Source organism: Maribacter arenosus (assembly GCF_014610845.1).
GTDB lineage: Bacteria > Bacteroidota > Bacteroidia > Flavobacteriales > Flavobacteriaceae > Maribacter_A > Maribacter_A arenosus.
In genome coordinates this window covers 151,195-174,385 of sequence record NZ_JABTCG010000006.1, presented here as the reverse complement: position 1 = coordinate 174,385, position 23,191 = coordinate 151,195, and the positions used below count along the sequence as shown (strand labels likewise).

Here is a 23,191-nt window from a genome sequence, read left to right as displayed (position 1 = left end):
ATACCGGGATTGGCTGGCGCCTTTCCCTAAAGGCTCCGCCTTGAAAGTCAACATACCACAAAACAATACCGGGATTGGCTGGCGCCTTTCCCTAAAGGCTCCGCCTTGAAAGTCAACATACCACAAAACAATACCGGGATTGGCTGGCGCCTTTCCCTAAAGGCTCCGCCTTGAAAGTCAAAAAGGCCCAAAATCAAAAAAGCAAGCTTTATGATTTTGCTTGCTTTTTGACTTATTCGTGACCCCGGAGGGATTCAAACCCCCAACCCTCAGAGCCGAAATCTGATGCGCTATTCAGTTGCGCCACGGGGCCGTTTATTAAATGCATCTCCTTAAGAGCGCGCTAAGATAACTTATTTTTTACAATGGTAGAAATGGTTTTTCCATCTGCCTGTCCGGCCAATTCTTTTGAAACCATGCCCATCACTTTACCCATATCCTTCATCCCTTCGGCCCCGATGGCGTCAATCGTCTGTACAACCACTTTTTCAATTTCTTCTTCGCTTAATTGTTCAGGTAAAAACTGCTCAATAATGGCTACTTGGGCCAATTCCGGGGCAGCAAGATCCTCCCTGCCCTGTTCTGTGAAAATTGCGGCACTGTCTTTACGTTGTTTTACCAACTTTTGGACCAATTTTACTTCATCGTCTTCAGATAATTCACCCCCCTTGCCACTTGTCTGTGCCAAAAGTATGGCCGATTTAATGGCCCGTAACGATTCCAAGGCAACAGCGTCCTTAGCTTTCATTGCAGTTTTCATTTGTTCCATGACCTGTTTTTGTAAACTCATCATCTTACCGTTTTAAGGGTACGAAGATAAAAAATAAACCCGAAAATTGGAGTTATTTTCGGGTTAAAGCAGGTTGTTCAACTAGTGGTCAATCCACGTTATCATGCAAAAATGAGTTATTGGACCGCAATTGTATCTCATCATTGCTATCCTCACTCAATGTAGTTCTTGAAACCTTCTTACGAACCGGGTTTTCATCCAAATCAACCCCATGCCGCTTATAGGCTGGCTCCTTTTCAATTTCATCTATATTACTTAGATTATTTTGAAACTTATAATTGAAATCTTTTAACTTTCTTCTACGCTCGTCGGCACGTTGCTTTAATAATTCCTCTATGGGACTGTCCATTGGATCGGATTCTTCCTGGGTCCGACCTTGGGCCTTTTCAGCATTTTTGGTCTCAATGGTCTTTTTTTCGAAAATCAATTCATCCTCAATGATCTTAGGCTCGAATTCCTCGGCTTTTGATTTGGCACCGGTCAATTGGTTTTCCAATTCCATATAATCATCCAAACTGTAACGTGTCTCGCCCTCCTTGTTATACTCCAAGACCGGAATAACCTCAACATGCCCGTTTACATCCATATCCTTAACTTCATCATCCAAATTAAAAGTAATGACATTCGCATTTTCCTTTTCCTCGATAGGTTCGTTCAAAGGCATATCAAAACTAATGGCAAATTGGTCTTGCTCAACTTCTTTCGATGAAACTACCTCTGGTTCAACAACCTCAATGTCATTGACATCCTCTTTAGCTTCAAAAATTACAAAATCATCTTCGGAAACATCTTCTGCTATGACTTCCTCATAAAAAACATTGAAATTCCTGATATAATTTGTTGTAGGAATCAAATCCAAGCCATCGAATTCCTCCTCTACTGTTTTAATAATAGGCTTTTCGCTTACTACCTCATCCAAGTCTAACTGATGAACGATATTTTGAGGTGTTAAATCCTTTTCGGCCTTTTGTTCGTCTTCAAGGGTATGGATTATTTTTTTTGACTCCGTATTCACGATATCATCTTGTTGGTCCATATTGAATCCCGTAGCGATAACAGTAACAGCAATTGCCTCCCCTAAGGTATCATCTTCACCCACACCCATGATGATATTGGCACCATGTCCTGCCTCAGCCTGAATATGATCATTTATCTCTCCAATTTCATCTATAGTGATTTCCTGTGATCCAGAAACGATCAATAACAATACGTTTTTTGCCCCAGAAATTTTATTATCGTTTAATAATGGCGAATCCAAAGCCTTCATAATGGCTTCATTGGCCCTTGTAGAACCAGATGCCTCTGCAGAGCCCATGATGGCAGTACCACTGTTTGAAAGTACGGTTTTGGCGTCCCGTAAATCTATATTTTGCGTATAGTGGTGTGTAATGACCTCCGCAATACCACGTGCTGCAGTTGCCAATACTTCATCCGCTTTTGAAAATCCGGCCTTAAATCCTAAATTTCCGTATACTTCCCTTAATTTATTATTATTGATGACGATGAGCGAGTCAACATTGGCGCGAAGTTTTTCAATACCCTTAAGGGCCTGATCGCAACGCATTTTACCTTCAAATTGGAAAGGCATGGTCACTATACCTACCGTAAGAACATCCATTTCCTTGGCTTGCTTTGCGATAACAGGGGCAGCACCAGTTCCTGTTCCCCCTCCCATGCCCGCAGTAATGAATATCATCTTGGTGGTAGAATCCAACATGGCTTTTAAATCTTCCATGCTTTCGATGGCTGCCTGTTCTCCAACTTCTGGATTCGCCCCTGCCCCAAGGCCTTCGGTCAGGGAAACACCAAGTTGTATTTTATTGGGAACCGGACTATTGTCCAAAGCCTGGGCGTCTGTATTACAGATAACGAAATCAACTCCGTTTATGCCGGCTTGGAACATGTGGTTTATGGCGTTGCTACCCCCTCCACCAACACCAATGACTTTAATTACATTGCTTTGGTTTTTAGGTAAATCAAAGGCGATACTTTCCATTTCACTGTTCTTGCTCATACTGTTTAAATTACTGGTTCTTATACGTGTTTATATTTTATGCGCTATCTATTCGGCGTTATCCAAGAAATCCTTCAATTTTTCGGACCATTTATCAAATACTGATTTTCGCTCTCTTTTTTGGACCTTGGTACCTGACTTAAATTCGTCATGTTCTGCATACGCCATTTCTTCATGTGCTTCCGCTTTCTGGGTCACTACTTCCTTACTGCTATTCTTAACGGCATTCATGAGCAATCCAACAGCTGTTGCATATAAAGGACTTGCAACCTCCTCATCGGAATCTCCAGCCAAATGTTCATTGGGATATCCTATTCTGGTATCCATTCCGGTTATGTATTCCACCAATTGTTTTAAGTGCTTTAACTGACTACCTCCTCCTGTAAGAACAATACCTGCGATCAATTTTTTCTTTTGCTCTTCGTGCCCATAGTTTTTAATTTCAACATACACCTGTTCAATAATCTCCACAACCCTCGCATGTATGATCTTAGAAAGGTTTTTTAGGCTGATTTCCTTGGGTTCACGACCTCTTAAACCGGGAATGGATACAATCTCATTGTCCTTATTCTCTCCAGGCCAAGCCGATCCAAATTTGATTTTCAATAACTCCGCCTGTTTTTCGATTATGGAACAACCTTCTTTTATGTCGTCGGTTATTACACCTCCACCAAAAGGGATGACCGCAGTATGCCTAATGATGCCATCCTTGAAAATTGCCAAATCCGTGGTGCCCCCACCTATATCGATCAATGCAACCCCGGCTTCTTTTTCTTCCTGACTCAAAACGGCATCGGAGGATGCCAAAGGTTCCAGTGTGATTTTGCCTAAATCCAATCCGGCACTCTTAATACACCTCCCAACATTCTTAATCGAGGAAACCTGACCAACTACGACATGAAAATTGGCCTCCAATCTTCCGCCATACATTCCTATGGGCTCTTTGATCTCGGCCTGTCCGTCTACCTTATACTCCTGAGGTAGTACGTGGATTATTTCCTCCCCAGGAAGCATTACCAATTTGTAAACTTGATTACAAAGTCTGTCGAGATCATCCTCATTGATTACTTCCTCGGCATCAGCCCTTGTGATATAATCGCTATGCTGTAGACTACGGATGTGCTGCCCGGCAATGCCGACTACAACGGAACCGATCTTTAAACCCGAATTGATCTCGGCCTCTTCAACCGCTTGTTGGATCGACTTTATCGTTTGTGTAATATTATTGACCACACCCCTGTGCACACCCAAACTTTTTGATCGACCGATACCCAATATTTCAATCTTTCCATATTCGTTTTCCTTACCGATTATGGCCACTATCTTGGTAGTTCCAATATCTAAACCAACTGAATATTTACCTTGTTCCATCATTAATTATATTTTGGTGCACACTACTTGATTATTAAATTCTAGGCTAACAACATTATATTGTTCCAAGGTTTCATCCTTGTTCGCCTTTGTATAAAATGCCTTAAAATTGTTGAATTTCTTCTCCAAATTATCTGCCCCGCCCAAATACACAACAAACTGTTCCATTCTAAACTTCAATTGGTATTTATCTACATCCTCGATATGAATACCGATCACGTTTTTCCGCAAGAAATCATCTTTGTTTATGTACTTTAATATTTCATAAACATCCTCAAGACTTTTACCCGTAACCTTGCCCGTGATTATTGGAACCCTGGCAGAATGACTCATTGAAAATGGCATGCGTTTTCCATCTTCATCAAGATAAAACTTAGAATTCCCCTCAATTCGTCCGATTGGCTTACGTTGAACGATTTTCGACGTAAGCTCTCCGTTTACAGTAAGATATACTTGGGCACTTTTCACCATTTCATTGGCCTCAATGACCTTCTCTATAGTATTCAAAACTAATTTTTCTTTAGGCACATTTGTTAGGGGACCATAATTTTGTATTAACAATTTATTAACCATGCTTTGTGTGATGTAAAGATTCTGGTCCCCAACGAATTCTATATTAAGACCGTTGACCGATTTACGTTCACTTCTATGGTTAGAAAATGCATACAGCCCTGAAATCACCAATAATAGGGCTAGCAACTTTAAATAATTCCAATTAATTCGCATGTTCCAGTTCTTTTTTAATTTTTGATACTTCTAAACCAATATCCCCAGCACCCATAGTCACTAAAACGTCAGGGGCTTGTGCTTTGATCTCATGAATAAGGTTCGATTTATCGACTATTTTTTTATTCGGGTTATCGATCATATCGAGCAACCATGAAGAAGTGATTCCTTCTATTGGTTCTTCCCTCGCAGGATAGATATCCAACAATACCACACTATCGAAATTTGATAAACTTTTCGCAAATGCACCGGCAAAATCCCTAGTCCTCGAAAATAGATGGGGTTGAAAAACGGCCAGCACCTTTTTATTGGGATACATTTCCGAAATGGCATCAAAAACCGCATTTATTTCAGTAGGATGATGTGCATAGTCATCAATGAACACTAAATTGTCGTTCTTGATCATATAAGAGAATCTTCGCTCTACCCCCTTAAAAGTTTCCAAGCCTTTAACCAGGTGATCAAGAGGGGAACCAGCTTCTATCGCCATGGCAAAAGCGACCAGTCCGTTGAGTAAGTTGTGCTTACCTGGCTTATTGAACCTAACCCCTTTTAGGGTTGTTTTAGGCGTACACAAATCAAAAATATAGGTGCCTTTCTCGATTTCCAGGTTTTGAATGCAAAAATCCGAATCATCTTCAATGCCATAAGTTATTCCTTGTAGGGGCAAACCATTGCGTATAAATAGTTTTCCATCAGGCTGCAACTTATTTGCAAATTCCTTGAATGACTTTACCAATTCATCGTCGGTACCGTAAATATCCAAATGATCGGCATCCATTGAAGTTATACAGGCCACATTAGGGTAAAGTCGTAAAAAGGAACGGTCATATTCATCGGCTTCGACCACCGAAAATGCGTCACCCTTGAACAAAAAGTTACTATTGAAATCTTCAGAGATACCCCCTAGGAATGCAGTAAGTGGAGTGCCAGTCTCATTGAGCAAATGCGCTAGGATACTTGACGTAGTGGTTTTGCCATGGGTACCAGCAACTGCAAAACAGAAGGAGTCCTTAGTAACGATTCCCAGTACCTCCGAGCGTTTTTTTACCTCAAATCCGTGCTGTTCAAAATATTGGTATTCAGAATGACTTTTTGGTACGGCAGGGGTGTACACCACTAAGGTATTCCGGGAATTCATAAAAACACTTTCAATTGCCTTAATATCATCTACATAATGAATATCTATTCCCATTTCGGCCAGTTCCTCGGTAAGGGGAGTAGGTGTTTTATCATACCCAGCTACATTTTTATCAATGAACTTAAAATAACGTGCAAGGGCGGACATACCTATACCGCCGATGCCAATGAAATAAACGTTATGTATGTCCTTGATATTCATTTATTTTGATAATAATTTTTCAATTTCGTCAACAATGGCCACGGTGGCATTTGGCATGGCCAATTTCTTGATGTTCATAGCCAGTTGATTTTGATTTGCCTCGGATTGGAATACCTTTGTGAAAATCTTTTCAAAGTCATTATCCAGATCTTTTTCCTTGACCATTAAAGCGGCATTTTCTTTCACCAATGCCATGGCATTTTTTGTTTGATGGTCTTCGGCCACATTGGGCGATGGTATGAAAATTACCGGTTTCCCCACAATGCAAAGTTCAGATACCGAACTCGCACCTGCCCGTGATATAATTAAATCACTTGCCGTATAGGCATAATCCATTCTGTTCAAGAAATCAAGGACTTTCACCTCTTTTGAATCGTACTTTTTATATTCCTCAAAATAGAGTTTCCCACATTGCCAAATGAGTTGAATACCATGACCTTTGAAATAACCCAATTTTTCCTCAATCAATTGGTTGATTCTTCGAGCTCCCAGGCTTCCGCCCAACACCAATAGTGTTGGCTTGTTTGTACTCAACCCAAAAAAGTCTAAAGCCACATTTTTATCAGCCCCCATGGTCACCAAATCCCCGCGAACAGGATTGCCTGTTTTAACTATTTTATCCAATGGGAAAAAAGCCTCCATACCATCATAGGCCACACATATTTTGGCCACCCTGTCCTTTAATAATTTATTCGTTATCCCGGCATAGGAGTTTTGTTCTTGTAACACACAGGGTATACCCCTACCAGAAGCCATCCTTAATAACGGCCCACTAGCGAACCCCCCTGTACCTATGACCGCATGGGGTTTGAACTTTGACACTATTTTACCGGCTTTTAACAAACTACTTATCAGTTTAATCGGAAACAATAAATTTTTAAGGGTAAGTTTCCTTTGTAACCCTGAAATCCATAATCCTTCAATCTTATACCCAGCCTGTGGAACTTTCTCCATCTCCATCCTATCTTTGGCACCGACAAAAAGAAACTCAGCATTCGGATGTCTTTTTTTCAATTCGTTCGCTATGGCGATCGCTGGATAAATATGTCCTCCAGTGCCACCCCCAGATAGTATAAACCTATAATTGCCCACTCAATACTTCTAATGGATTCGTATCATCAATTTCATGCTCATTTTTCTTCAAAATTTCACTCTTTCGGCTGGCGCTCAAAATAATCCCAATTGCCAAACAGGTCATCCAGCTTGAGGTACCTCCACTACTGATCAATGGTAAGGTTTGGCCCGTAACAGGGAACAACTCAACAGCCACTGCCATATTTATCAAGGCTTGAAAAACAATAGGCAAACCCACACCCAACACCAATAGTTTACCGAATACGCTTCGACTACCATTGGCTACTACCACAATACGGAACAACAGTAACAGATAGAAAAACATAAGCACAAAGCCGCCGACCAACCCATATTCCTCAACGATTATGGCATAGATGAAATCGGATGAACTCTGGGGCAAAAAGTTCTTTTGAACACTTTTCCCGGCTCCCTTCCCAACTATACCCCCAGAAACGACTGCTATTTTAGCCCGTTCTATTTGGTAATCGGCCTCTGTATCTTCAGGGTTAGCGAAATTTTCTATGCGGCTGATCCATGTATCCACTCTATTGGGGAATAGATCTGGTGCAGCCTTGGCAGTTAACACGAACAACGTAAGACACAATAATCCCGTCCCCACAATGCCCAACAAATATTTTATGGGATATCCTCCTAAAAAACAGAGCAACAATACCATTGAAAATATGATAGCCGCCGTTGAAAAGTTAGCAGGTAGTATAAGTACGATCACAAAAAATACGGGCATCCAAAGTGGCAGAATACTTTCTTTGAAGGTTATGTCATCGTCTTTTATCTTTGTTAAATATCTTGCAACATAGATCATCAATACCACTGCCGCCAAATTGGACGTTTGAAAGGTGATACCGACCAATGGAAGACGAATCCATCTACTGGCATTGGCGCCATCAACGGTGGTACCTTGGGCAAGTGTGAATATTAGCAATACCAATACAATGGGCATCGCTATCAAGGATAAGCCCTTAAAAAAATGGACCGGGATTTTATGTACCCCGTAAATGATGCCGAACCCTAAAAACAATAGAAAGGCATGTTTTACCAAATGTCCGCTTGTAGTGCCATGGCCCACTACATACACCAAATTACTACTGGCGCTATACACCGGCAAAAACGAAAACAAGGCCAAAAGTGCCACAACGGCCCAAATGGCTTTATCCCCTTCGATATTTTTAAAGAAATTCAACACTTCTATAAATTTTTAATCGCTTCTTTAAATTGATTTCCCCTGTCTTCATAATTCTTGAAAAGGTCAAAACTTGCGCATGCAGGCGAGAGCAAAACGATATCGCCACGTTCGGCAATTTTGTATGCCACCTTAACCGCTTCTTCCATAGCATAAGTTTCAACCAGCAAGTCGACGACATTTCCAAAGGCATCGACAATCTTTGAATTATCTGTTCCCAAACAAATAATAGCCTTTACCTTTTCGCGAACCAAAGGCATCAATTCCTTGTAATTATTCCCCTTATCAACACCCCCAACAATCCATACCGTTGGTGCGCTCATGCTATCAAGCGCATAATACGTGGCATTCACATTTGTGGCTTTTGAATCGTTAACATAGAGCACATGTTGAATCTTCAACACTTTTTCTAACCGATGTTCGGCCCCCTGGAAATTGGCAATACTTTCCCGTATGGTTTCCTTTCGAATTCCAATGAGCTTTGCCGCAGTTGAAGCGGCCATAGTATTCTTTAAATTATGTTTTCCTTCCAGTGCCAGTGCGCTTGTTGTCATTTCTATGGTCTCGTTATTAATCTTTATTATTATTTTATTGTTCTTCAAGAATGCCCCTTGCTCCAATTCCTGTTGAATTGAAAATGGCATTAACTGGGATTTAACCGGGTGCTTTTCCAACCAATCCACGATTACGGTATCATCGGCATCATAAATGAGGTAATCTTCAGCAGATTGGTTCTCTGCAATCCGAAACTTAGAAGCTACATACCTTTCAAATTTGTAATCGTACCGATCTAGATGGTCCGGGGTAATATTAGTTATGATCGCTATATGTGGTTTAAAATCAACAATACCATCCAACTGAAAACTGCTTATTTCCAAAACATAGTTTTCAAAATCATTTTCGGCCACCATCTTGGCGAAACTATCCCCAATATTTCCAGCCATTCCCACACTTAATCCGCCTTCGACCAAAATGTGGTTGGTAAGCATGGTGGTGGTCGTTTTGCCATTACTCCCGGTTATTCCTATGATTCTTGCATCGGTATATTTTGATGCGAATTCAATCTCGGAGATTACCGGTATCCCTTTCTTTCTTATTGCAACAATCAAGGGAATCGAGTCAGGTATTCCAGGGCTTTTCATTACCACATCCGCATTGAGGACCTTATCCTCAGAATGGTTGTTTTCTTCCCAATTAATCCCAAAATTTCCAAGAACGTTTTTATACTCCTTCTTTATTTCCCCTTTGTCCGAAACAAAGACTTCATATCCATTCCTTAATCCTAATATTGCGGTTCCTATACCACTCTCCCCTCCACCAAGGATGACCAACCTTTTCATCTATCGAACTTTGAGGGTCACAACCGTTATAATCGCCAAAAGGATTCCTACAATCCAAAAACGGGTTACGATTTTACTTTCGTGGTATCCTTTTTTTTGATAGTGGTGATGCAAGGGTGCCATTAAGAATATCCGTTTGCCTTCCCCCAATCTTTTCTTAGTATATTTAAAATACCCGACCTGTAACATTACAGAAATGGACTCAGCAAAGAAGATTCCACATAAGATGGGTATCAATAGTTCCTTTCGAATGATTATAGCGATAACAGCGATTACACCACCAATTGTTAAACTACCTGTATCGCCCATAAATACTGTCGCAGGGAATGCGTTGTACCATAAAAAACCTACCAAGGCCCCTACGAAAGCAGTCACAAACACCAGCAATTCACCTACCCCTGTGATGTACATAATATCTAAATAATCTGAAAAAATGATATTACCCGATACCCAGGAAAAAATACCCAAGGTGAATACGATTATCGCTGATGTTCCTGCGGCCAGGCCATCGATCCCATCGGTTAGGTTGGCACCATTGGAAACCGCAGTAACGATCAAAATGATCATGGGAATGAATATCAACCAGACATAATCCTTAGCGCCATCACCTGCCCAAGCTATAAGATCACCATAATCGAACTCATTGTTTTTTATAAAAGGAACCGTGGTCATCGTGGATTTAATATCCTTGCCTTTCACCTGTTCAACAGTAAATCGTGCGGTAATCGTGCTTTTATCATGATCGCGCATGGTCACTTCTGGATGAAAGTACAAAGTGGCACCAACGATAAGGCCCAAAACGACTTGCCCTAATATTTTAAACCTACCTTTAAGCCCTTTTTTATCTTTTTTGAATATCTTGATATAATCATCTATAAAACCAATTGTCCCCATCCAAAGGATGGTTACTATTAATAGGATGATATAAATGTTCAATATATCGGCAAACAACAGGACCGGAATCAAGGTGGACATAATGATGATCAAACCGCCCATGGTTGGGGTGCCGGCTTTTTGCTCCTGACCCTCTAGGCCTAAATCACGGATTCTTTCCCCAATTTGTTTTCGTTGAAGCAAAAGGATTACCTTTTTGCCATAGACTGTGGCAATAATCAATGAAAGAAGGATGGCCATGGCCGCACGAAATGTTGTGAAACCAAAGAGGCTAGCTCCAGGTACCTGGTATTCATTTTCTAAGTATTCAAAAAGATAATATAACATCCCTTGATCTTCTTATTTTCGTTATTTATCCAAACTTTTCAGTACTTCCTTTACTATTTTAAAATCATCAAAATCGACCCGTTTGCCATTGGTTTCCTGATAGGATTCATGCCCTTTTCCTGCAATAAGGATAATGTCTTTGGCCATAGCCAACTGGCATGCCGTTTTGATCGCTTGTTTTCGATTTTCAATTGATAATACCTTCCTTACATTCTGCGGCTGAACACCCGCTTCCATTTCTTCAATAATCACTGAAGGGGTTTCAGTACGTGGATTATCCGAAGTAAAGATCGCTTTGTCACTCATTTGTGAGGCGATATTGCCCATTACCGGACGCTTAGACTTGTCTCTATCGCCACCACACCCCACAACGGTGATGACGTTTTCATTTCCAGTCCTCAATGTACCGATTGTCTCGAGTACATTTTTTAGAGCGTCCGGCGTATGGGCATAATCAACTATAGCCGTAATTTTTTCTTTTGATATGTAATATTGAAACCTTCCGTCAACATTTTCCAATTCACTCAACAAACGAAGGATCTCCAATTTCTCCAATCCCAATAAATCGGCTGTGGCATAGATGGCTAAAACATTATAAGCATTAAAATGCCCTATAAGCTTTGTCCATAATTCATCATCCCCAATCTTCAAGAGTTGACCATCGAATCGATTTTCCAAGATATTAGCCCTGTAATCCGCATAGGACTTCAATGCATAGGTATACTTTTTGGCCTTGGTATTCTGTAGCATTACCAGTCCGTTTTTATCATCTACATTGGTCAATGCAAATGCTTTCTTGGACAAATTGTCGAATAATGATTTCTTTGTGTCACGATATTCGGCAAAACTCTTGTGGTAATCTAAATGATCATGTGTAAGGTTTGTGAAGACAGCACCTTCAAAGACCAAGCCTTCGGTTCTTTTTTGATGAATGCCGTGAGAACTAACCTCCATAAAACAAAACTCAACACCTTCTTCATTCATTAGGCTAAGGTGCTTATTTATGGTCAAGGCATCTGGGGTTGTATGGCTAGTGGCATATTCTTTGTCATCGACCATTATTTTAATTGTGGATAACAATCCAACTTTAAATCCCGCCTTTTTAAACAATTGGTACAATAGACTACTTATGGTAGTCTTTCCGTTAGTCCCGGTGATACCGATCAATTTGAGATTCCTTGATGGATTTCCATAAAAATTGGAAGCCATTATGGCCAAAGCTTTGTTTCCATTTTCAACCTCAACATAGGTAACTTCGTTGACCAGTTGCTTAGGAATAGATTCACATATAATTCCTATGGCTCCAGAAGCGATGGCTTTGTCAATATAATCATGACCGTCTACCAAGGTTCCTCTTACAGCCACAAAAACATCATCTAGACCAACATTTCGCGAATCGAAACACAGTTTGTTCATCTTGACATTGGTCGATCCGCTTACGGCCGTAAGTCCAACTCCATATAATATGTCCTTGAGTAACTTCATGAAAGTTCCAACACTATTTTAACCACCTTGTTTATGTCCGTCCCTTGGGAAATAGATTGTTTTTTAACTTTACCATTCCCATGCACCTCTACTTTAATGCCCAGGTTTTCAAGAATTGAAATGGCATCCATTCCGCTCATCCCTTTGACATTAGGTACTTTATTATATTTTTTCTGCGCTTCCGCATAATAACTTTGATAGGTGTCATCCAATTTTTGATTGCCTGTTCCCAATATTTCAACTTCATCGATCAAGGGATTGGTAGCATAAACCTTTTGGGCAATGGATTTAAAAACAGGGCCCGAAACGTCTGCCCCATAATAACCAACACTTTTATCGGGTTCATGGATGACCACAATACAAGAGTATTTCGGGTTTTCTGCTGGAAAGTATCCTGCAAAGGTTGATATGTACCTCAGCTTATCAGGATCCTTGGAAACATAGTTTTTCTGTGCAGTACCGGTCTTTCCGGCCATGGAAAAATTAGGCGAGTACAACTTATGCCCTGTACCGTGTTTTTTCTCAACAACGTTCTTCAATAATTGCTGCACTTGGGCAACCGTTTTTTTAGAGCAGATTGCTGGATTGATCACTTCCTTTTCAAATTTCAAAACAGTCCTGTTCCATTCTTTCACCTCTTTGATCAGTCTAGGTTTTACCATTTCACCATCATTGGCAATAGCGTTGTAAAAAGTAAGTATCTGTAAGGGGGTCATTGAAACCTCATAGCCATACGCCATTTGCGCCAATGAAAGGCCTGACCATCCTTTATCGCCAGGTAAACGCAATACCGGCTTACCTTCGCCTTTGATAGGTAGGCCAATTTCCGTGCCTATACCCATGGCCATAAGGCGGTTTACGTATTTCGAAGGCTTTTCCTTATACCCATTATGAATCGTTTTTGCAAAAGCGGTATTTGATGACACCTCAAAAGCTTTTGCCATTGATATTTTTCCATAACCTCCATGCTTGGCATCCCTTACCCGATGATTGTAAATCTTCCAATACCCTTTTTCAGTATCAATGACCGAACTGGTGTCTATGACCTTATCTTCCAAAGCGGCAACCAAGCTCATCAATTTAAAAGTAGATCCCGGTTCGTGGGATTCCCCTACGGCATAATTCAATCGCTCATAATATTTTCCTTCCTTGGTCATGCCCAAATTGGAAATTGCCTTTACCTCACCTGTTTGAGCTTCCATTACGATTACGGTTCCATGATCCGCCTTATAATGTTCCAATTGCCGTAATAGGGCATGATGGGCTATATCCTGGATGTTGATGTCTATGGTCGATACTACGTCATAACCATCTTTGGGCTCTACTATATTGTCCATGCCTATGGGCTTCCATTGTCCTTTGGCAATTTTCTGTTTTAGTCGTTTACCTTCTACACCTCGTAAATATTGCCCAAAAGCACCTTCAAGGCCAACACGGGTATAATATCCGTTTTCATCTCTCCGTTCATAGCCCACGCTACGTTCCGCGATTTTCCCCAATGGATGTTCCCGAACTGTTTTTTGTTCAACGATCAATCCTCCTTTATTTGGCCCTTTATTCAATAAAGGAAATTCCTTAACGGCTATATAATCGGAATAATCAAGGTTTCTAGCCAAAAGTGCATACCTATTTTTATTGGCTTTGGCCTTACGTAAAAGTTGTTGATAGTAGGAGGATGACTTTCCCGTAAGTTTGGATAGCGCTTGGGAAAGGGGTTTCACATTGGTCTTAAAATCGGTATCACTTACGGTAACGGCATCAAAGCGTATCGTAAATTTTGACACAGAGGTAGCCAACAGACTACCATCATCGGAATACAAATTACCCCTGTTGGGGGCAATGGTGAACATTTTCTCGGTTCGTTTTAATGCCAAATCACGATATTTATCACCATGAACCATTTGTATGCTCACCAATTTAAAGAGCACGGCTATTGCAAACAGGAAAAGAAACCCTGCCACAACATACAATCTGTTCAATATCCCTTTTTCGGTAACTGCCATTAATCCCGACTTGATTTAACCTTTATTTTATTTGGTGGTGTTTCTGAAGGAAACAAACCTTTACTTTCAACCGTTCTGGTTATGGTGGATTCCAACTTTAAACGTTGTACGTCTGAACGCAGATCCACAAATTCGCTTCGCAACTCTTTCACTTCCTCGTTCAAAGCGGCAATCTGATGTACCTTTTTATCCGCACTATGGGAACTGCCGATCATAACCGTTGCTAAAAACGAAACAAAAATTATAAACAACCAGTTCTTGGGAGCATCACCACTCACCAAAAATTTACCCCTGAGTACATCTAGAATCCCCTTTTTCATTTATGTTATCAGATTCGTTTCGCTATGCGCAACTTTGCACTTCGCGCCCTATTGTTCATTGCTATTTCTTCTTTTGACGGCACTATTAAACCTCCGACTTTTTTCAAGGGAACATTGATATTCCCATAAAAATCCTTTTCAGGCTCCCCTTCAAACATCCCTGATCTTATAAAGCGTTTCACCAAACGATCTTCTAAGGAGTGATAACTGATCACACTTAATCTACCTTCGAGGTTCAACAGTTCGGGAACCTGTATCAGAAACTCCTTGATCACCTCAATCTCTTGGTTTACCTCGATACGAATGGCCTGGTACACCTGGGCTAGGATCTTGTGTTCTTTGTGTTTCGGCAAAAACCGACGTAAAACCTCTTTCAATTGGGTCGAGGTCTTTATCGGGGCCGCTTGTCTACTGTCGATAATTGTATTGGCCATTGCATTTGCATTTCGCAAATCACCATATTGAAACAAAACCCTTCTCAAATCATCGTAGCGATAGGAATTCACCACCTCATAGGCCGAAACAGGACTTTTCTTGCTCATTCGCATATCCAAGTCAGCTTCGAAACGTGTGGAAAAACCGCGTTCCGCCTTGTCGAACTGATGTGATGAAACCCCAAAATCAGCGAGGATACCATCTACTTTTTGAATGCCATAGAACTTTAAAAACTGCTTTATATACCTAAAGTTTTCATTGATCAACGTAAATCGTTCATCATCCAATTTGTTCGCAAGCGCATCCTCATCCTGATCAAATGCAAACAATTTTCCTTTGGGACCAAGTCTTTTCAATATTTCCTTTGAGTGCCCCCCACCTCCAAATGTAACATCGACATAAACCCCGTCATCTTTGATGGCCAGACCATCAACAGCCTCTTTTAGAAGTACAGGATTATGATACATCGGGGGTATTTTCACCAAGGTCCCCCATTACATCCTCTGCCAAAACCTCGAACTCCTCATCGGTTATTTCAATGGCCGCTTCATAACTGTCCTTATCCCATATTTCAATAATATCGACAGATGGGCTCAAGGCAATTTCCTTTACGATACCGGCTATCGGCATTAAGTTTTTCGGAATCAACAACCTTCCCGCACTATCAATTTCCACTTCCTTAACACCCGCCATAAAAATGCGAATGAAGTCATTGTTTTTTTTAACGAAGCGATTTAGTTTTTTGATTTTAAGCATCATATCTTCCCATTGGGACATGGGCCATAACTCCAAACAGGCGCCGCTGACCGAACGCTTTATGACAAAGCCTTCTGCTAGCACAGGTAATAGCCTATTTTTAAGGGCAGATGGTAACATTACCCTACCTTTGGCATCGGCTTTACAATAATATGCTTCGTTAAAATTTATCACTTCGAAGGGTTGGTCTTTTATTTAAAACTCAAATATATAGAAATTATTACCACATTTTACCACAATTTACCACTTTGTTGATAAATTCGTTTGATTTTGACCTACATTTGACTTAAACTTTAGCTTAAGCAATAGTTTGCATCACATGAAAAAGTGCAAATGGCACTGTGAGCCCCTACATGCCAATTACTAATCGAAGCAATAGATAGGTATTTTACGGAATTGCCTATATTTGCGACTTAAGACCAGAAGCGTTCTGAATGGAAGAAAAGATTATAAAAGAGGGTAAATATCGATATATTGAGAAGGGAGAGGGCACACCGATAATTATTTTGCATGGTCTTATGGGGGGGTTAAGCAATTTCAAAGGTGTCTCCGAACATTTTCCTAAAAAAGGGTACAAAGTATTGATACCGGAACTACCCATTTATTCCATGCCCTTGCTGAAGACCAACGTAAAAAGTTTTGCCAACTACCTAGAAAGATTTATCGAATTCAAAGGCATTAAGGATGTTATCCTTTTGGGCAATTCCCTAGGGGGCCATATTGGTTTACTACACACCAAGTTATATCCCGAAATGGTAAAGGCCTTGGTCATTACGGGGAGTTCTGGCCTCTATGAAAGCGCTATGGGCGATGGCTACCCAAAACGTGGTGACTATGAGTTTATCAAGAAAAAAGCCCAGGACGTATTTTATGATCCTGCGGTTGCCACAAAAGAAATAGTTGATGAGGTTTATGCAACGGTCAATGACAGGATTAAATTGGTAAAAACGTTGGCCATTGCCAAAAGCGCTATACGGCATAACATGTCCAAAGACCTACCTAAAATGAAAACACCAACATGTATTATTTGGGGAGAAAACGACTCTGTAACCCCTCCAAACGTAGCCAAGGAATTTCATGATTTACTGCCTGATTCTGAATTATTCTGGATAAAGAAATGTGGGCATGCTCCCATGATGGAGCATCCAGAGCAATTTAATGAAATTCTCGATGCTTGGTTGGAAAAGCGGAATTTCTAAATTTCCTCGATATGAAAATCAAGTCGGCCGACTTTGTGATGAGTAATTCCGATGTTGCCAAATGCCCCAATGAGCCTTTACCCGAATATGCGTTTATTGGACGATCCAATGTTGGCAAATCATCGCTTATTAATATGTTGACCGAACGTAAAAGTTTGGCCAAAATTTCGGGCCGACCCGGTAAAACGCAACTGATAAACCATTTTAAGATCAACGGGAATTGGTTTTTGGTGGACTTGCCCGGATATGGTTATGCCCGTGTTTCCAAGAAAAACAAAAAAACCTTTCAAAAATACATAACGGATTACTTTGTTAAGCGCACACAATTGGTGAGCGCCTTTGTACTGGTGGATATTCGCCATACACCCCAGAAGATCGATCTTGAGTTTATGGAATATTTAGGGGAAAATAGGATTCCCTTCAGCATTGTATTCACAAAAGCCGATAAGCTAAATGCAAAAACCATTGAAAAAAATGTGGCTGTCTATCTAAAAGAATTGCTACTTGGAGCGTGGGAAGAGGCCCCTAGGCATTTCATTACTTCATCCTCTAAAAATATCGGAAGGGATGAACTGCTTTCATATATTGATCTTATTAACCAACAATTCTACAAAGAAAACCAATAATTGCCTAGACCCTTGATTGTATCAAACGGATCAATTCATCCGCATTGGCCAACCCATTCAATTCATTTTTCGTAATAAAAATCTCAAAATTTCCATTGGATGTCCCCAATACTACAGGGAAATCAAATTTATAGCCAAATTTTGAAGCATATTGCTTTTTGAATTCATCCTTGTGTAAAAACTCCATTTTGTAAGTGAATTTTTCCCTGAATTTCTTCCAATTCCTTTTCTCTACGAACGTCCCATAGGTAATATCACAAAGGCTACATTTGTAGGTTTTGGGACTTAGGATTTTATGGGCACCATCCAACACCGTATTATGAATACCAGCATTCGCGTTATATACAAAAATCAATTTTTTGGTGCTTATTTCAGCCATCTATGATTCCTAAAGGTTTATATTTAGTTGTTATTAGGTCTCTTTTATTTAAAAATACTTACACAAGTTCGATGCATAACCTATATTCATGAAAAAAGCACTGCTAATTTCCATATCCTTTATTTGCTTTTTAGGTTGTAACGAGCAACCGAAAGAGAGAACGCCCCTTACTATTGCACCATTCGTAAATCTCGATACTCTGGCAATCAACGATTGGTGGAATAGACAGGATAATCCTATTTTGGATTTAAAGATAAGTAGGGACAGCGTAGTCGCATTCGGTCTATATACAGTGTCTAACGAGACGTTAAAACTTAGCGCGCAATTATATCCTTTATATCCTGAAGAATCCCGTTTGGTTCGATTAGAAATCGAAGTAAATGGGAAATGGAAAGAGATTAAAACCCAGGAAGTGAATGATTTAGGTTGGTCGGCCTTATTTCGGATTGAAGGTTGGGATGACACTAAAAATTATAATTATAGATTAAGGCATGGCGAAAACTCACTTTTTAAAGGCCTTATACGTAAAGACCCCAAAGATAAAAAAGAGATTGTTATTGCTGCTCTGTCATGTAACTCAAATAAAGATCGCGGTTTAAGGGAAAATTATGTTCGCAATATAAACCACCAAGATCCCGATTTGATCTTCTTTGCCGGCGACCAATCATATGACCATACCGAACATACAGCCGCTTGGTTAAAATTTGGACTACAGTTCAAAGAAACCTTCAGAAACCGACCATGTATTACCATACCCGATGACCATGATATAGGACAGGGCAACCTATGGGGTGAAAATGGCAAAGTATCGAATGCTGAAGGCAGTTCTGATGGTGGTTATACTTACCATCCTGAATATATTAAAATGGTCGAGCGCTGCCAAACAGCACATTTACCCGATCCTTACGACCCCACTCCAGTAGAACAAGGGATTGGTGTCTATTACACCAATCTCATACTTGGAGGTATTGACTTTGCGATTTTGGAAGATCGTAAATTCAAATCGGGACCCAAAGGAAAAATCCCACAGCAAGGCCCACGGCCAGACCATATTCGAAATCCTGAATATGATCCGGAATCTATAGATTTAGAAGGGCTTACCCTTTTAGGCGATCGTCAACTCCACTTTTTGCAAGATTGGGGACAAAAAAATCCCAATACTTTAAAAGTGGTGCTTTCACAAACCGGATTCTGTGGTGGCGCCCATATTCATGGGCAAAAAGAGAATCGATTACATGCTGATCTAGACTCAAACGGTTGGCCCCAATCCGGTCGCAATAAAGCACTGGAACTTATTAAAAGGGCGAATGCCATTCACATAGCAGGAGATCAACATTTGGCTACAGTGATCAAACATGGCATACATGAATTCAGGGACGGACCATGGGCCTTTATTGTGCCAGCCATTGTAAACGATTACTACAGTCGATGGTGGTGGCCTGAAAATGAAAAAGCTGGGGCAAATCCCAATACCAATACAACATTACCTTGGACCGGTGATTACTTAGATGGGTTCAACAACAAAATTAGTATGTACGCTTATGCCAACCCTGAAAGCCATTCGAATGGCGGGGGATACGGGCTCATTCGTCTCAACACTACCTCAAAAGAAGTAACTTTTGAATGCTGGCCACGGTATGTAGATGTCTCACTTCCAGATGCCCAACAATTTGAAGGATGGCCAATGACCATATCCATGGAATAGGAAATAAATACAATTAATGAAATGAACCATCCTAAGGACAGAGCCGCCGCTCCTTCGGCTGGCGGGTATAGAAGGCATTCTTATGCCGTCGAGTACAATATATGCATTTAGACCAAAAGAATTCCCCAAGGCAGAAGAACCTAGGGGAATACATTTTGATTAACGCATTTCAAATGGTTGTCCGGTACTTTCAAGAACGGTATACCAGAAGCCACCTTCCATGTTGATTTTCTTTCTTTTATTGGTTACAGCGGAAATCGGTAGATAAACATATCGGTTGTTGACCCTCCCAACTACAAATCTTGTTCTTCCTGTCATTGCCCCATGAACTGCATGATAAGCCAAACCATTGCAGAATATGCTGTCCCCAGGGTTAGCAGGCGCACTTCTGATAATATAGCTAGGGTCTATATATTTTATGGTCACCTGCCGATCATTCTTCTTGAAGTATTCAGCAATCTCTGTTTTTAATAATAAACCAATATCACCATGTTTGATATTCCCGGAAGCATCGGTCTCCTGTTCTTTTTTATCCTTCTTGAAAAGATTCTGGCCTGCACCTTCGGCGACGACTATTACCGCATGGTGTTTGGTGTCCAAACGTTTTTTCAGCACTTCCAAGAATCCGTTCTCCCCTTCGAGTTCAAAATGCATTTCTGGAACCAAAACAAAGTTCACCACGGACATGGATATTGCGGCAGAGGCGGCAATAAAGCCACTATCACGACCCATAAGTTTTACGATGGCAATGCCATTATAAGCACCAGTAGCCTCATTATGGGCATCTCTAATAATTGGATTCGCGACATGATAGGCCGTTTCAAAACCAAAAGTCTTGTCGATAAGGTTGACATCATTGTCTATTGTTTTAGGAATTCCTATGACTGAAATATCTACCCCGCGTTTTTTAATTTCTTCACCAATGGCGTCCGCTCCTTTTAAAGTTCCATCGCCTCCGATGGTGAACAATAGATCAACCCCGTTTTCATATAAGGTATCGACCATAACACCAACATCCTGACCTCCTCTTGACGAACCTAGAATTGTACCGCCAAATTGATGGATGTCTTTCACAAAAGCAGGAGTTAAATCGACAAATCCATGACCGTATGCAGGATTCAGTCCTTCAAAACCATACCTAACCCCAAGGATTTCCTTAACCCCATAAAAATAAGTGAGCCCCATGACCAAACTTCGGATCACATTGTTAATACCAGGACATAATCCCCCACAGGTTACTATGGCAGCTTTGGTCTTTTTTACATTGAAGTATATCTTTTCCCGTGGACCCGCCCTTTCCATAGCAAAAGGCTCCTTGTTGTCTGCCAAACACTTCTTAAATTCTCTAAGTGAGATATCTTGCAATATTTTATCATCCTCTTTAACAAAGTTGAAAATATCATCCCCACGCTTTTTACTTAATCGTAAAGGAGAATCATATGTTGCTTTTCCTAAAACATTAATCCCATAAATTTCCCCAACATCTAACTTTTCTCCGCTTTTCATTTTATTTTTCATTTATTTGAGTCCGTTAAAACTAGCCCCAAAAATACTACATATCCGTAATATAGGATATTAATAAGGGCGCAAAAACCGAATAAATTATATATTGTGAAAAAGCGCATTGTATTTATTGAAATATGTAAAGAAAAACACAATAAGAACTAATTTTTACATATTGGAAGAATCTTATAAAAGCTAAGAAGCTATTTTTTCAATTCTAACTTTTCAGCAAAATAGTCACAAAAATCCTTCATTGAAGCCGTCATTTTCTCATCCTGGGTAGCTTTCATAAACGTATCGGACATCGCCACCAAAGTCTGATGAAAAAACACTTTCATTTCATCAACAGGCATATCCTTGGTCCATAGATCGATCTTCAACGATTCCTGATTCTTGCTATCCCAAACAGAAAGCAACATTGCCTTGGCCTCTTCATTTTTGATTCCGCCGTCTTCGGCCGACCATGTTAGCTTTTCAGGAACGCGATTTTCATCCAACCCCACTTTTAATCGTATCTCTGATGTATGTAATTTCTCCATTTATTTATTTGGTTTGTAATTGGATTTTTTAAATATTTCCTCCGCGGAAAAATTTATAAGCTGTTGCAAGGAAACTTCATTATTATCCATAAAAGAGCGCACGATTTGCCAACCCACATAACGACCTAGTCGTCCTGGGGATTCATTATCAAGCTCCAATCCGAATTTGGAGAAAGGGGCCGGGTCCAGAAATCGTAATGCCAGTTTATTATCCGTACTGTAAAGTAGTTCCCTTTCTATAAAATGCCTCCACATGGGCTCTTCATTAACTTGGGCCCACGCCAACTCATCTTCCGAATAGTTGATCTTCTGTGCATCGCTTTGAAAGGGCATTATTCTGTCTTTAAGGTACAATATCTTACCGTAATAGATAATTTGGGCCAAAAAGGTACGGCCTTCAGGTTTTGGAACAATTTTATTTGCAAATGCATTCGCTATATCGCTTACCATGAATTCCCTTTTCCTTCCTTCGGCGATATACTTTTGCATGCCTTGATAGTATTTATGCCCTTCACCCAAATAATTATCTAAACCGACAAGTAATAAACTATCTGTTAGTATAATACGATTGTCATAATCGACATCATTGGTTACTGTGATTATTCGTGGGGGCGAAAACTTCGGAAAGTAATATTTAATATACTTGAAAAGCAATTCGATATCGACCAATTCCTTATCAAAATCCTTGAATTCTAACAGAACCTCCCTTCGCAACTCGATCTGGAGTGAATCTTTTAGTTTGGCCACCCATATACTATCGGGTGCGGGGAATAAGTAAGGGTAATCCTTTCTTAGACTAGGAATATCAGCAGGTGAGGCTTTTGCAAATTCCTCATCGAATCTCGAAACCTTTACATCCAATTTTATTTTATTCACTTCGGATGCTACTTTGTCCTCATTTTGACATCCCATAACGACCAAGACAAATACAAGTAGTACATAAATAGGCTTTATCATCCGTATATATCTTTATAATTATTTAAAAAAAATGAGATTATATTTAGTGCCATGCCCTTTTATTATTAACCTTAAACATTCCCTTTTGTAGATAAAAAGGTTACATTTCGGAATGTTCATATCATTTAAAGAAATACCCTTTAAATTTTAATCTTAACCTATAAGGTTTTATTTTTATCGGGCAAAGTTAACTGTTTTAACCAAA

General features: G+C 40.2%; 21 protein-coding genes and 1 tRNA gene. 3 read left to right on the top strand and 19 right to left on the bottom strand.

All coding sequences use genetic code 11. The annotated features are described in order from the left end of the window. Window positions 1-239: 239 nt before the first annotated feature. The 15 genes from HPE63_RS16680 to HPE63_RS16610 all read right to left on the bottom strand — a co-directional run bounded on the left by HPE63_RS16680 (window position 240) and on the right by HPE63_RS16610 (window position 16,252). Window positions 240-313: transfer RNA gene (locus tag HPE63_RS16680), tRNA-Arg, on the bottom strand. A 30-nt stretch (window positions 314-343) separates the two neighbouring features. Continuing rightward, the gene (locus HPE63_RS16675) at window positions 344-790 is read right to left on the bottom strand and encodes a GatB/YqeY domain-containing protein (protein WP_188315449.1); all 447 of its coding nucleotides are present in this window, start codon (window positions 788-790) and stop codon (window positions 344-346) included. 88 nt (window positions 791-878) lie between these two features. Then, window positions 879-2,804 (bottom strand): cell division protein FtsZ, encoded by a 1,926-nt coding sequence (gene ftsZ / locus HPE63_RS16670; RefSeq protein ID WP_188315443.1) that lies wholly within the window; start codon window positions 2,802-2,804, stop codon window positions 879-881. 48 nt (window positions 2,805-2,852) lie between these two features. Then, window positions 2,853-4,175: a cell division protein FtsA gene (ftsA, locus tag HPE63_RS16665; protein ID WP_188315448.1), complete on the bottom strand. Its 1,323-nt coding sequence runs from the start codon at window positions 4,173-4,175 to the stop codon at window positions 2,853-2,855. A gap of 6 nt (window positions 4,176-4,181) precedes the next feature. After that, window positions 4,182-4,901 (bottom strand): cell division protein FtsQ/DivIB, encoded by a 720-nt coding sequence (locus HPE63_RS16660; RefSeq protein ID WP_188315442.1) that lies wholly within the window; start codon window positions 4,899-4,901, stop codon window positions 4,182-4,184. Further along, window positions 4,891-6,243, bottom strand: coding sequence for a UDP-N-acetylmuramate--L-alanine ligase (murC, locus tag HPE63_RS16655; RefSeq protein ID WP_188315441.1), 1,353 nt, complete (start codon window positions 6,241-6,243; stop codon window positions 4,891-4,893). The genes HPE63_RS16660 and murC overlap by 11 nt, the downstream gene beginning before the upstream one ends. Beyond that, entirely contained in the window at window positions 6,244-7,335 is a 1,092-nt protein-coding gene (gene murG / locus HPE63_RS16650; protein WP_188315440.1) for an undecaprenyldiphospho-muramoylpentapeptide beta-N-acetylglucosaminyltransferase, read from the bottom strand. Further along, window positions 7,322-8,521, bottom strand: coding sequence for an FtsW/RodA/SpoVE family cell cycle protein (locus HPE63_RS16645; RefSeq protein ID WP_188315439.1), 1,200 nt, complete (start codon window positions 8,519-8,521; stop codon window positions 7,322-7,324). The genes murG and HPE63_RS16645 overlap by 14 nt, the downstream gene beginning before the upstream one ends. Before the next feature lie 2 nt (window positions 8,522-8,523). After that, window positions 8,524-9,858 (bottom strand): UDP-N-acetylmuramoyl-L-alanine--D-glutamate ligase, encoded by a 1,335-nt coding sequence (murD, locus tag HPE63_RS16640; RefSeq protein ID WP_188315438.1) that lies wholly within the window; start codon window positions 9,856-9,858, stop codon window positions 8,524-8,526. Beyond that, window positions 9,859-11,079, bottom strand: coding sequence for a phospho-N-acetylmuramoyl-pentapeptide-transferase (mraY, locus tag HPE63_RS16635; RefSeq protein WP_188315437.1), 1,221 nt, complete (start codon window positions 11,077-11,079; stop codon window positions 9,859-9,861). Between the two features lie 21 nt (window positions 11,080-11,100). Continuing rightward, window positions 11,101-12,564: a UDP-N-acetylmuramoyl-L-alanyl-D-glutamate--2,6-diaminopimelate ligase gene (locus tag HPE63_RS16630; RefSeq protein WP_188315436.1), complete on the bottom strand. Its 1,464-nt coding sequence runs from the start codon at window positions 12,562-12,564 to the stop codon at window positions 11,101-11,103. Beyond that, window positions 12,561-14,567 carry a penicillin-binding protein gene (locus HPE63_RS16625; protein WP_188315435.1) on the bottom strand — a complete coding sequence of 669 codons (2,007 nt, stop codon included), beginning with the start codon at window positions 14,565-14,567 and terminating at the stop codon, window positions 12,561-12,563. The genes HPE63_RS16630 and HPE63_RS16625 overlap by 4 nt, the downstream gene beginning before the upstream one ends. Then, the gene (locus tag HPE63_RS16620; RefSeq protein WP_188315434.1) at window positions 14,567-14,887 is read right to left on the bottom strand and encodes an FtsL-like putative cell division protein; all 321 of its coding nucleotides are present in this window, start codon (window positions 14,885-14,887) and stop codon (window positions 14,567-14,569) included. The genes HPE63_RS16625 and HPE63_RS16620 overlap by 1 nt, the downstream gene beginning before the upstream one ends. Window positions 14,888-14,895: 8 nt before the next feature. Continuing rightward, window positions 14,896-15,789, bottom strand: coding sequence for a 16S rRNA (cytosine(1402)-N(4))-methyltransferase RsmH (gene rsmH / locus HPE63_RS16615; protein ID WP_188315433.1), 894 nt, complete (start codon window positions 15,787-15,789; stop codon window positions 14,896-14,898). After that, window positions 15,779-16,252, bottom strand: a complete 474-nt coding sequence (locus HPE63_RS16610) for a division/cell wall cluster transcriptional repressor MraZ (RefSeq protein WP_188315432.1) — start codon at window positions 16,250-16,252, stop codon at window positions 15,779-15,781. The genes rsmH and HPE63_RS16610 overlap by 11 nt, the downstream gene beginning before the upstream one ends. A 260-nt stretch (window positions 16,253-16,512) precedes the next feature. Here HPE63_RS16610 and HPE63_RS16605 point away from each other — a divergent pair, with 260 nt between their 5' ends. Together HPE63_RS16605 and yihA are read left to right on the top strand one after the other, a co-directional pair. Beyond that, on the top strand, window positions 16,513-17,277 hold the full coding sequence (locus HPE63_RS16605) for an alpha/beta fold hydrolase (protein WP_188315431.1): 765 nt from the start codon (window positions 16,513-16,515) through the stop codon (window positions 17,275-17,277). Window positions 17,278-17,288: 11 nt separating this feature from the next. Continuing rightward, complete coding sequence (gene yihA, locus HPE63_RS16600; RefSeq protein ID WP_188315430.1) at window positions 17,289-17,903, top strand: ribosome biogenesis GTP-binding protein YihA/YsxC; 615 nt, start codon at window positions 17,289-17,291, stop codon at window positions 17,901-17,903. 4 nt (window positions 17,904-17,907) lie between these two features. Here the strand turns inward: yihA and HPE63_RS16595 are convergent, their stop codons facing one another. After that, window positions 17,908-18,282, bottom strand: a complete 375-nt coding sequence (locus HPE63_RS16595; protein ID WP_188315429.1) for a GTPase — start codon at window positions 18,280-18,282, stop codon at window positions 17,908-17,910. A gap of 88 nt (window positions 18,283-18,370) precedes the next feature. On the opposite strand from HPE63_RS16595, the gene HPE63_RS16590 reads away from it, so the two are divergent. Beyond that, entirely contained in the window at window positions 18,371-19,987 is a 1,617-nt protein-coding gene (locus HPE63_RS16590) for an alkaline phosphatase D family protein (protein WP_188315428.1), read from the top strand. A gap of 159 nt (window positions 19,988-20,146) precedes the next feature. Here the strand turns inward: HPE63_RS16590 and HPE63_RS16585 are convergent, their stop codons facing one another. The 3 genes from HPE63_RS16585 to gldB all read right to left on the bottom strand — a co-directional run bounded on the left by HPE63_RS16585 (window position 20,147) and on the right by gldB (window position 22,986). Continuing rightward, the gene (locus HPE63_RS16585; RefSeq protein WP_188315427.1) at window positions 20,147-21,493 is read right to left on the bottom strand and encodes an ATP-dependent 6-phosphofructokinase; all 1,347 of its coding nucleotides are present in this window, start codon (window positions 21,491-21,493) and stop codon (window positions 20,147-20,149) included. A 200-nt stretch (window positions 21,494-21,693) separates the two neighbouring features. Beyond that, complete coding sequence (gldC, locus tag HPE63_RS16580; protein WP_188315426.1) at window positions 21,694-22,029, bottom strand: gliding motility protein GldC; 336 nt, start codon at window positions 22,027-22,029, stop codon at window positions 21,694-21,696. Next, on the bottom strand, window positions 22,030-22,986 hold the full coding sequence (gene gldB, locus HPE63_RS16575) for a gliding motility lipoprotein GldB (RefSeq protein WP_188315425.1): 957 nt from the start codon (window positions 22,984-22,986) through the stop codon (window positions 22,030-22,032). Window positions 22,987-23,191 lie beyond the last annotated feature (205 nt).

Bases quoted from the DNA above. Each gene is read 5' to 3' on its own strand.
- HPE63_RS16625 (WP_188315435.1), bottom strand. From the start codon at position 14,567: ATGGCAGTTACCGAAAAAGGGATATTGAACAGATTGTATGTTGTGGCA.
- murD (WP_188315438.1), bottom strand. From the start codon at position 9,858: ATGAAAAGGTTGGTCATCCTTGGTGGAGGGGAGAGTGGTATAGGAACC.
- HPE63_RS16605 (WP_188315431.1), top strand. From the start codon at position 16,513: ATGGAAGAAAAGATTATAAAAGAGGGTAAATATCGATATATTGAGAAG.
- HPE63_RS16630 (WP_188315436.1), bottom strand. From the start codon at position 12,564: ATGAAGTTACTCAAGGACATATTATATGGAGTTGGACTTACGGCCGTA.
- HPE63_RS16620 (WP_188315434.1), bottom strand. From the start codon at position 14,887: ATGAAAAAGGGGATTCTAGATGTACTCAGGGGTAAATTTTTGGTGAGT.
- ftsZ (WP_188315443.1), bottom strand. From the start codon at position 2,804: ATGAGCAAGAACAGTGAAATGGAAAGTATCGCCTTTGATTTACCTAAA.
- HPE63_RS16595 (WP_188315429.1), bottom strand. From the start codon at position 18,282: ATGGCTGAAATAAGCACCAAAAAATTGATTTTTGTATATAACGCGAAT.
- yihA (WP_188315430.1), top strand. From the start codon at position 17,289: ATGAAAATCAAGTCGGCCGACTTTGTGATGAGTAATTCCGATGTTGCC.
- HPE63_RS16675 (WP_188315449.1), bottom strand. From the start codon at position 790: ATGAGTTTACAAAAACAGGTCATGGAACAAATGAAAACTGCAATGAAA.
- gldB (WP_188315425.1), bottom strand. From the start codon at position 22,986: ATGATAAAGCCTATTTATGTACTACTTGTATTTGTCTTGGTCGTTATG.
- gldC (WP_188315426.1), bottom strand. From the start codon at position 22,029: ATGGAGAAATTACATACATCAGAGATACGATTAAAAGTGGGGTTGGAT.
- rsmH (WP_188315433.1), bottom strand. From the start codon at position 15,789: ATGTATCATAATCCTGTACTTCTAAAAGAGGCTGTTGATGGTCTGGCC.
- mraY (WP_188315437.1), bottom strand. From the start codon at position 11,079: ATGTTATATTATCTTTTTGAATACTTAGAAAATGAATACCAGGTACCT.
- HPE63_RS16660 (WP_188315442.1), bottom strand. From the start codon at position 4,901: ATGCGAATTAATTGGAATTATTTAAAGTTGCTAGCCCTATTATTGGTG.
- HPE63_RS16585 (WP_188315427.1), bottom strand. From the start codon at position 21,493: ATGAAAAGCGGAGAAAAGTTAGATGTTGGGGAAATTTATGGGATTAAT.
- ftsA (WP_188315448.1), bottom strand. From the start codon at position 4,175: ATGGAACAAGGTAAATATTCAGTTGGTTTAGATATTGGAACTACCAAG.
- HPE63_RS16590 (WP_188315428.1), top strand. From the start codon at position 18,371: ATGAAAAAAGCACTGCTAATTTCCATATCCTTTATTTGCTTTTTAGGT.
- murC (WP_188315441.1), bottom strand. From the start codon at position 6,243: ATGAATATCAAGGACATACATAACGTTTATTTCATTGGCATCGGCGGT.